At 53.9% G+C, this 6490-nt stretch carries 7 protein-coding genes; all 7 read left to right on the top strand.

Features of this window, described 5'->3' with window-relative positions; translation table 11 throughout:
* Positions 1 to 1182 (top strand): RHS repeat-associated core domain-containing protein (locus AVTE2539_RS26170; protein WP_284415242.1); only part of this gene is annotated, 1182 nt, incomplete at its 5' end.
* An 11-nt stretch (positions 1183 to 1193) separates the two neighbouring features.
* On the top strand, positions 1194 to 1700 hold the full coding sequence (locus AVTE2539_RS26165) for an Imm21 family immunity protein (protein WP_284415240.1): 507 nt from the start codon (positions 1194 to 1196) through the stop codon (positions 1698 to 1700).
* 674 nt (positions 1701 to 2374) lie between these two features.
* Positions 2375 to 3517, top strand: coding sequence for an RHS repeat-associated core domain-containing protein (locus AVTE2539_RS26160; RefSeq protein WP_284415237.1), 1143 nt, complete (start codon positions 2375 to 2377; stop codon positions 3515 to 3517).
* A gap of 8 nt (positions 3518 to 3525) precedes the next feature.
* Positions 3526 to 3951 (top strand): hypothetical protein, encoded by a 426-nt coding sequence (locus AVTE2539_RS26155; RefSeq protein WP_284415235.1) that lies wholly within the window; start codon positions 3526 to 3528, stop codon positions 3949 to 3951.
* Between the two features lie 227 nt (positions 3952 to 4178).
* Entirely contained in the window at positions 4179 to 4814 is a 636-nt protein-coding gene (locus tag AVTE2539_RS26150) for an RHS repeat-associated core domain-containing protein (RefSeq protein WP_502868991.1), read from the top strand.
* A 16-nt stretch (positions 4815 to 4830) separates the two neighbouring features.
* Positions 4831 to 5289: a hypothetical protein gene (locus AVTE2539_RS26145; RefSeq protein WP_284415231.1), complete on the top strand. Its 459-nt coding sequence runs from the start codon at positions 4831 to 4833 to the stop codon at positions 5287 to 5289.
* A gap of 645 nt (positions 5290 to 5934) precedes the next feature.
* The coding region (locus AVTE2539_RS26140) for a DUF6531 domain-containing protein (RefSeq protein WP_284415229.1) at positions 5935 to 6490 on the top strand (556 nt) is incomplete at its 3' end.

Genomic DNA, 6490 nt, shown 5'->3' with positions numbered 1-6490 from the left:
GCGCAGACCACCAACGTCAGCTACAACCACGACGCCACCGGATCGATCACCAGGAAGGGCGACAGCTACCTGCACTACGGCGTGGACGGCCGCATCGCCAAGGCGGGGCCGAACGCCGACCCGGCCAGCGCATTGGCGGTGAGCTATACCTACAACGCCCTGGGCCAGCGCGTGTTCAAGAGCGATGCGCGGCTGTCGGGGGCCAACAACCCCGCCATCACCACACAGACCGTCTATGCGGAGGACGGCATCGGCAGCACCGTGCTGGGGCAGTACGGCAGCCGGCGGAGCAGCGACAGCGCGGCACCGGCGGGCGAGATGGACAGCACCGAGGTCATCTACCTGCCCACCGCGAACGGGCCGATGCCCATCGCCGCGCAGATCAACGGCAGGCTGTATGCCATCGATGCGGACCACCTGAACACACCGAGAAGGCTGACGAACACGCAGGGCCAAGTGGCGTGGCAGTGGCTGATCACGGGGTTTGGAGAGGCGAACCCGACGACCGGGGCGACCGGCTACACGCAGAGCGGGCAGGGGAGCAGCAACTACAGCGAAGCCATCAAGTTCGACCTGCGGTATCCGGGGCAGGTGTTCGATGAGGAAACTCAACTGAACTACAACCTGAACCGGTCCTATGACCCGCCTTCGGGGCGGTACTTCCAGGCTGATCCGATTGGGCTGGAGGGGGGATGGAATCGGTTCCTGTATGTGGAGGGGAATCCGGCCTCCTACACCGATCCGCAGGGGCTGCAAACTGTGACATGGGGCCCCGCGCTGCCCGTAATCGCAGTTGGCTGTGCATTAACCCCTGGTTGTCGTTCCGCGTTGTTGGAGAGCTGTGGGCGTGCCCTCAACGATCTAAGCGATTGGATGTTCTCTGATAGCAGAGGCAAGAATACGCTTGAACCTGGCCCAAATGCAGGTGATTCAATTCCTGCACGCGGTCCTGGACGCGATTTCACCCCGGGGGAGCGAGATGCGATTAATGACATTGGTGATCGGCAAGGTTGTCATACTTGTGGCGGTGGTAGCCCCGGAACTAGGACTGGTAATTGGATTCCAGACCACCAACCTCCAAATGCTTTAAATCCAGATGATGGACCGCAACGTTTATATCCCCACTGTTTGAACTGTAGTAGGACTCAGGGTGGGCAAATTCGAGGTAGACAACCAAGATAATGGAGAATTGTATGATTAATAAATGGATAAACACTAATGGTGGGCCGTTGGTTGGAGCTTCTGGGAATGTGATTTCTCACTGGAAAGGAGTAGATGGTAGTTCTTCTTCTGTTGATGCAGGGATTGACTATGATCGAGCATGTTCCATAATTGATTTTCTTGGAGTTGTTGACTGCGGTGGTTTTCCTGTTGTCGTTTTTGGTGATGAGCCTTTGCAATCAACTTTTGTTCACTGCAATGATAAGTTGGTGGTTAGGTGGGTTTCTTGCAAATCATATGAGGTTGCTGATAAAGTACTTTTGGAAGTGCCTGAACAGCTTCCCCAGCTGCAGGAAAAACTGTCTTACTCACAAAACGATAATATTTTTAAGTTCTTTGATTCTTTTTTTGACGGAGCACAGGGTAAGGAAGAGGGGCAATTTGACCTTGCGCAAGGTGACTATGTTTTGACAACGGAGTTGTATAAAGACGAAGGACAATATGAATTTATTATTCATAGGTTTAAGAAAAATGATTGAAATAAATGATGCGCTAGTGGTTAAACTAATATTGCATGCTATATTTTGTCATTGAAATCTAATACGCGGTTTTGAACGGCCCCTTTAGGGGGTTAACGCCTTCCCAGTTCTTGCGTCAAAGGGGGACTCTAGAAGTAGTCAGCGTAGCCCCTTTAACCCAACTCCTGTCTGTCGCAAGAGAGTTTCAGTGAAGGCGGCTTATTTGGTAGCATCGTTGAATTATTTAACGGCCACGATCAGTTGACCTGTTGGCATTGTTAGCTTTTGGCGAGGAGTATTTGGTCAAGGGCAAATAATTCCATGAATATAGATAATTTTGAAATTTTTCTACTCGTGGGCTTTTTTTCAAAGCTTCTGTGGAATGTTATTTTCCCCTCAATGATGCAATGGATGCATAGATTGTGGATCTTGGGGGGAATAAATGAAAAGCCGCGAGAATTTCAAATGTTTACAGGCTTGGAGGTTTTGTTTTTTGATTTTCTCGACATTGAAGGGCTATGAGGAGTCTTCCCTGTTTTATGGCTTTATGGTTGTTTTCTGTGGCATGTTGCTCGTTGGCTTATCTTATTTTTTGTGTAGCGCTATTACTAAATTAATCAGAGGAAAGTAGCGGAATGCGTGGGCGGCCGCATCGCCAAGGCGGGGCCGAGCGCCGACCCGGCCAATGCTTGGCCGTGAGCTACACCTACAACGCCCTGAGCCAGCGCGTGTTCAAGAGCGATGCGCGGCTGTCCGGGGCCAACAACCCGGCCATCACCCAGCAGACCGTCTATGCGGAGGACGGCATCGGCAGCACCGTGCTGAGGCAGTACGGCAGTCGGCGGAGCAGCGACAGCGCGGCACCGGCGGGCGAGATGGACAGCACCGAGGTCATCTACCTGCCCACCGCGAACGGGCCGATGCCCATCGCCGCGCAGATCAACGGCAGGCTGTATGCCATCGATGCGGACCACCTGAACACGCCCCGGCGCCTCACCAACACGCAGGGGCAGGTGGTGTGGCAATGGCTGATCACGGGGTTTGGAGAGGCGAACCCGACGACCGGGGCAACCGGCTACGCGCAGAGCGGGCAGGGGAGCAGCAACTACAGCGAAGCCATCAAGTTCGACCTGCGGTATCCGGGGCAGGTGTTCGATGAGGAAACTCAACTGAACTACAACCTGAACCGGTCCTATGACCCGCCTTCGGGGCGGTACTTCCAAGCCGACCCGATCGGGCTGGATGGGGGGTGGAATCGGTTTGCTTATGTGGGCGGGAATCCGCTGAACTTTGCCGATCCGAGAGGTTTGGATTGTGTTGCATCAAACGGCAGTGTTTCCTGCAATGTCCCAGGAGGACCGAGAATTAATTTTCCTCGACCGGATAAATGGCCCGATCAGATAAGGCAGGGAGATAGAAATTATCACTACTACAATAAGTGGGTAAACGTGGGTAATGTGGACAGGATATGCCTGCAGAAATATTTGGAACAGAATCCGACACCGGGATCTCCCCAACCTGCAACGCTAGGTGGAACGTCTAATGATGCGTCACCCTCTTGGGCAGCTTGGCTAACATCCAGCCCTGTCAATAGTTACTTAATGACTTTCAATGGCGCGCCGGTGGTCGTTAATGTAACAACGCCAAGCCATCCCCTCCACCCTGGCTATGTGGCGCGCACCGTGACCCCTAGTAGTGTTGGTAATGTGGTCAATAATTTTGGAGAAGGTATAGGCTGGGCGCAAAATCCTAATCTGCCTGGAAGCGATGCTTTAATTAATGATATTTGGTATGGCCTTACGCGGCAGGCTGTTGATGCTTGCAAATGTAATAAATAGGAGGTGATATGAAAACAGGTTTGTTGCGATTGCTTGTAGGTTTTTTAATTGCGCCAGCTATGCCGGCAGCGTTAATTTTTTCAGTACAAGCTATTTTTATTGGGTATGAAAATGCTGCAGCTGGCGCATTTGTTTTTCTAATAATTGGCTATGCATCTGCCCTTGTTTTGGGCGTGCCAATTCATTTCTTTCTTCAAAGTAAAAAACTGGTCGGACTGGGTAGTTATTTGTTATTGGGTGCAATTATTGGAATTGCTTATTATGTTGTAGTGTTCATTCCTACATATTTGGCGGCGGATTCTAAATATGTTTTGGATTTGTTGAGGAATACTGTCGGATTCGGACTAATGGGACTTGTAGGCGGACTGATTTCCAGTTTGGTTTTTTGGTTTATTGCAGTTCGCGCGCGCAGGCCTGTTATACCAATGAGGTAATCTGCTCATACCGCGCAGATCAACGGCAGGCTGTACGCCATCGACGCGGACCACCTGAACACGCTAGAAGGCTGACGAACAAGCGGGGGCAGGTTGCGTGGCAGTGGCTGATTACCGGGTTTGGGGAGGCGAACCCGACGACGGGAGCGACCGGCTACGCACAGAGCGGGCAGGGGAGCAGCAACTACAGCGAAGCGATCCGGTTCGACCTGCGGTATCCGGGGCAGGTGTTCGATGAGGAAACTCAACTGAACTACAACCTGAACCGATCCTATGACCCGCCTTCGGGGCGGTACTTCCAGAATGATCCCATAGGGCTCAATGGAGGATGGAATCGGTATGGGTATGTCGGTGGAAATCCGCTGAACTTCACTGATCCGACGGGCCTTCAAGCTATTCCTTTGCCACCCCTGTTAATCCCCGGCGTGCCAAATCCATCAGTGGATGCGCAGCGCGACTTGGCAGACAGGCTGAGCCGAGCATTCAAAGACGATGACGAAACGACGTATCAGACTTACACGCGTTACAACCCACTAACTGGCGAATGTTACTCGGGCAGAACTTTAGGCACAGATACTCCGGAGCGCAACGTGCGAAACCGAGGTTATGGACAGCCGCTACTAAATGCCGAAGGATTCTTGCCGCCCGTGCTGGATCGTTCGTCGACAAATTACGACGCTATCCGAGGGCGTGAGCAGCAACTCATCGATATCAATGATGGAGCACAGAGTAGCGGCGGAGATTCGAGAAATAAGATTAATAGGATTAGCCCTTGGAACCCGCGTGGCCCACTTAGGTACATTCCGGCAGCTAATGCTGAGTTTGGGCGGCCGGTGGCTTCAGGTCATTGTACTTGCCAGTAAATAAGGAAAAAGGATTATGGGGAACAATTCCTTATCTATCGAAGAATATAGATTGCTCAAGGTTTTTCTTGATCTGGAGTTTAAGTTGTATGCACCAAAGTATCCGACTACGCCGCAGGAAACTCCGTCGCAGTTCTTGGAGAAAATAGAGGCAACTTCTCTCGCCAATGCCAAGAAAGGTCTACAGATGGCGCTCAACGACTTCGTCGAGGAGACTGCAAATTGGACACCCGAGGCGATTGCCGCCGCCGACGCGAGATTCGCTGCTGCTGGCGCCTTCACGTTGAGCGAAGTCAGGCGCCGATATTCAAAAAAGTACTTACAAATAATCAAGCGCGGCCTAATTCGCTCGGAAACCGAATACTGCTTGCTCAAAGGCATCGCGGATGGTGGAGGCATTGAGCCAGGGGCTACGGAGGGGCAGCAGATCGAAGCCATGCTCGCGGCATTTGAAGCCAAGATCATGAAAGACTAATTTCATTGAATTTTCTGGAAACAGGCGGGTTTGGGGTGCAATGAGAAAATTCGCCTGAAATAAGTAAAACAGGAAGCGGGAGAAGGAATGCGACATTTGATGATTTGGGGGCCCTTCGAAGTTGCCCGTGCCGTGAGCGCTTGCGTGCTCCACTACGTATTGCAACTATTGAAGGCCAAGCCTTCGGGTTGGATAGGGGCCGGGCTGCTCCATTTCATCGCCGCGGTGTTGCTTCTCGGGGCACATCAGCCACACGCCCATGCTGCGCTGAGTGCCGAGGGCATTTACTGCACGACTGGGCGGTCATTCTGTGGCTCACCGGACGAGGTGGTTGCTTATTTGCAGCTCACAAGTCCTACTTCCTCGTGCACAACCACACCCGTGAATCCGGTGGTTTGGTCATACGAGTTGCCACATCCAAATGCGCCCCTTTACCTTTACCGATCCATGCAGAATTGCGCTGGACCTGGGCGGGTAACCATCTTTGCCTTCTGGGGGGAGCGAATCGGAACGGCATGCCCGGCCAACAGCGCGGCGGCCGATGGCGTGTGCATCTGCAATCTGAACTTCGCTGAGAACGCGTCGACCAACGCATGCATTGCGGCCACCCCGGAGCCGGGGCCTGCGATGTGCCGTGCCTCGGGCGTGCAGACAGACAACCCCATCTTGCTGGCCGCGCAGGCCAAGGTCCGCACCGAGACCGACTGGAGCGCGGAGGGCCCGGCGGACCTGTCGTTCACCCGCCATTACCAAAGCGACTGGGGCAAGGACGCTGCCAGGCCGATCGGGCCGTTGGGCAAGGCCTGGACCCATAGCCACAGCACCTCCCTCAAATCCAGCACGGGAGCGACCGGGGACAGCGTGAGCATCACGACGGGAGAGGGCCACCTGCGGACCTTCTTCAAGGCGACGGGCAGCAGCACCTGGACCACGGCCAGCAATGACGTGCTGACGCAATCGGCCTCCGGCGCCTGGACCTACCAGCGCAGCGACGACGACGCCACGCTGCAGTTCAGCAGCGGCGGCAAGCTGCAGTCGGTCACGGCGCGCAACGGCTGGGTGACGTCCTACGCATACCACACTTATGGACTCTTGGCCTCCATCACCAATCCGTTCGGGCAGAAGCTCTTGCTTGATTACCAACCGTCGGGCCGGCTGACCTCCGTCATCACGCCCGATCAGCAAACCATCGGCTATGCCT

Source organism: Acidovorax sp. SUPP2539 (genome assembly GCF_030158975.1).
Taxonomy (GTDB): Bacteria; Pseudomonadota; Gammaproteobacteria; order Burkholderiales; family Burkholderiaceae_C; genus Paracidovorax.
The sequence above is the reverse complement of the archived record's forward strand: the minus strand, read 5'-3'. Positions and strand labels throughout refer to the sequence as shown.

Coding starts and splice junctions, on each gene's coding strand:
- AVTE2539_RS26165 (WP_284415240.1), top strand. CDS start 1,194: ATGATTAATAAATGGATAAACACTAATGGTGGGCCGTTGGTTGGAGCT.
- AVTE2539_RS26155 (WP_284415235.1), top strand. CDS start 3,526: ATGAAAACAGGTTTGTTGCGATTGCTTGTAGGTTTTTTAATTGCGCCA.
- AVTE2539_RS26145 (WP_284415231.1), top strand. CDS start 4,831: ATGGGGAACAATTCCTTATCTATCGAAGAATATAGATTGCTCAAGGTT.